The 2,156-nt window shown below is 67.9% G+C and carries 3 protein-coding genes and 1 pseudogene; 1 reads left to right on the forward strand and 3 read right to left on the reverse strand.

Features of this window, described 5'->3' with window-relative positions; translation table 11 throughout:
• Window positions 1-204: pseudogene (locus HUK84_RS15690) on the reverse strand (hypothetical protein); the annotation flags it as partial.
• Between the two features lie 39 nt (window positions 205-243).
• Between HUK84_RS15690 and HUK84_RS15695 the strand changes: the two are divergent.
• On the forward strand, window positions 244-720 hold the full coding sequence (locus HUK84_RS15695) for a hypothetical protein (RefSeq protein WP_374729374.1): 477 nt from the start codon (window positions 244-246) through the stop codon (window positions 718-720).
• Between the two features lie 96 nt (window positions 721-816).
• Here HUK84_RS15695 and prfA read toward each other — a convergent pair whose 3' ends face one another.
• Window positions 817-1,887 (reverse strand): peptide chain release factor 1, encoded by a 1,071-nt coding sequence (gene prfA / locus HUK84_RS15700; protein WP_176641119.1) that lies wholly within the window; start codon window positions 1,885-1,887, stop codon window positions 817-819.
• Between the two features lie 14 nt (window positions 1,888-1,901).
• On the reverse strand, window positions 1,902-2,156 hold a 255-nt coding region (locus HUK84_RS15705), incomplete at its 5' end, for a His/Gly/Thr/Pro-type tRNA ligase C-terminal domain-containing protein (protein WP_246285724.1).

Here is a 2,156-nt window from a genome sequence, read left to right on the forward strand (position 1 = left end):
CAGGCCGGCCAGGTCGGTGCCCAGGACATGGGCCATGAGCAGCCGGGCCTCGCGCCGGGGGGTGTCGATCCCTGCCCCGGCCAGCCGCCTGGTGGCTTCGGCCAGCACCGTGGGAAGCGCCAAAGACGATAGCGACTGGGACGATTCGGCCGGTGTCGCGGGCGCTTCAGGCGATGCGGGCGATGCCGGATCGTTGATCTTCATGTCAGGGGCGATCCGTCCTAAGCTGCCTGCATGAATCGTATGAGCGGATCATCGGGAATCCTTGCAGTTCAGGGGGCGATTCTTGGCGCGGTCACGGCGGGTTGCGCCATCCTGGCGCCGATGAAGCCGGCCTTGGCCGGGTCCTTTACCGTGGTCGACGGACGGGCGGCGACCGAGATTTCGGAAATATCGCGTTTCTATATCGACGACCAACTGGCGGCCACCATCCGGCTGGATGCCGGGACCCCGCAGCGCATCGTGCGGATCGAGACCCCGGCGGGACGGCTGAACCACAGCTATGTCCTGTGCGGCGAGATTACCATACGCATGCCCGACGGGCATACCGAGACGCACGAGGTCAATGGCGAAGGGGTGCTGCATCATCCCGACGGGCAGGTGCTGAACGCGTTGGGCACGCGGAACTTTACCGAATTCTATCTGGCCGATCCGGATGACCCGTCGGTGGTGGAGCGCCGTCCGGGCCGTGCCGGCCTGTGCGCCGCGCCGACCTCGTAGCCTGGAGCGTGATTCCGCCTCGTCAGGACAATAGAATCAATATTTTAGTGGCCTGCTGATCCGAGAAATTCTCATGAGAATTTCTCGGGCAGGACACTATATTCCCTCGGCGGCCAGCAGGCTGGCTTGGTCGTCCTGGATCAGCGCGTCGATGAATTCGTCGAGTTCGCCCTGCATGACGCGGTCGATCTTGTAGGCCGTGAGGTTGATCCGGTGGTCGGTCACCCGACCCTGGGGGAAATTGTAGGTGCGGATGCGTTCGGAGCGGTCGCCGGTGCCGACCTGCGACTTGCGGTCGGCGGCGCGGGAGGCGTGGGCGGCGGCGCGCTCGCGCTCATACAGCCGCGCCATCAGGATCTTCATCGCCTTGGCGCGGTTCTTGTGCTGGCTCTTTTCCTCCTGCATCGCGACCACCAGGCCGGTGGGCAGGTGGGTGATGCGCACCGCGCTCTCGGTCTTGTTGACGTGCTGGCCGCCGGCGCCCGAGGCGCGGAAGACGTCGATGCGCAGATCGTCGTCATTGACCTGGACGTCCACCTCGCCGGCTTCGGGCAGGACGGCGACGGTGATCGTCGAGGTGTGGATGCGGCCCTGGCTTTCGGTGGCGGGGACGCGCTGGACACGGTGCACGCCCGATTCGTATTTCAGCCGCGCGAACACGCCGCGCCCGGTGATGTTGGCGATGCCCGAGCGCAGGCCGCCCAGTTCGGATTCGTCGAATTCCATCACCTCGAACCGCCAGCCGCGCAGGGCGGCATAGCGGCGATAGGCGTCGAACAGTTCGGCGGCGAACAAGGCGGCCTCGTCCCCGCCGGCGGCGGGCCGGATTTCGAGGATCGCGCTGCGTTCGTCGGCCTCGTCCCTGGGGAGCATGGCGATGCGGATGTCCTGGCGCAGCGCGGGGATGCGCGCGCGCAGGGCGTCGAGTTCGGCCTGGGCCAGTTCGCGCAGGTCGGGGTCGGCCAGCAGGGCCTGGGACTGGCGTTCCTCGCGTTCGGCCTGGCGCAGTTCGCCGATGCGCGCGACGATCGGTTCGAGTTCGGCATATTCGCGCGAGGCCTTGCTGAAGGCCTCGCCGTCGAGGCCCTGGGCCAGGCCCTGGGATAGCATGGCCTGCAGTTCCTCGGACCGGGCGGCGATCCGGTCCAGCCTGTCGTCGAGTTCCATGGCGCGCGTTCCCGTCAGCCGTCCCGCCCGGCCAGGTAGGGCGCGACCGCGTCCAGGGCGAGTTCGGCCTGGGTGCCGTCATCGAGCGCCTTGACCTGCGCCACGCCGCGCGCGACCTCGTCCTCGCCGATCAGGATGGCATGGGTGGCGCCGATGCGGTTGGCCCGTTCCATCCGCCGCTTGGCGTTGCCGCGATAGGCGATTTCGGCCCGAACGCCCCGGGCGCGCAGGGATTGCAGCAGCAGCAGCGCGGTGGCCGACGCGCCCTC

Origin of the sequence: Nguyenibacter vanlangensis (genome assembly GCF_013376155.1) — a bacterium.
In the GTDB taxonomy this organism is placed as follows: Bacteria; Pseudomonadota; Alphaproteobacteria; order Acetobacterales; family Acetobacteraceae; genus Gluconacetobacter; species Gluconacetobacter vanlangensis.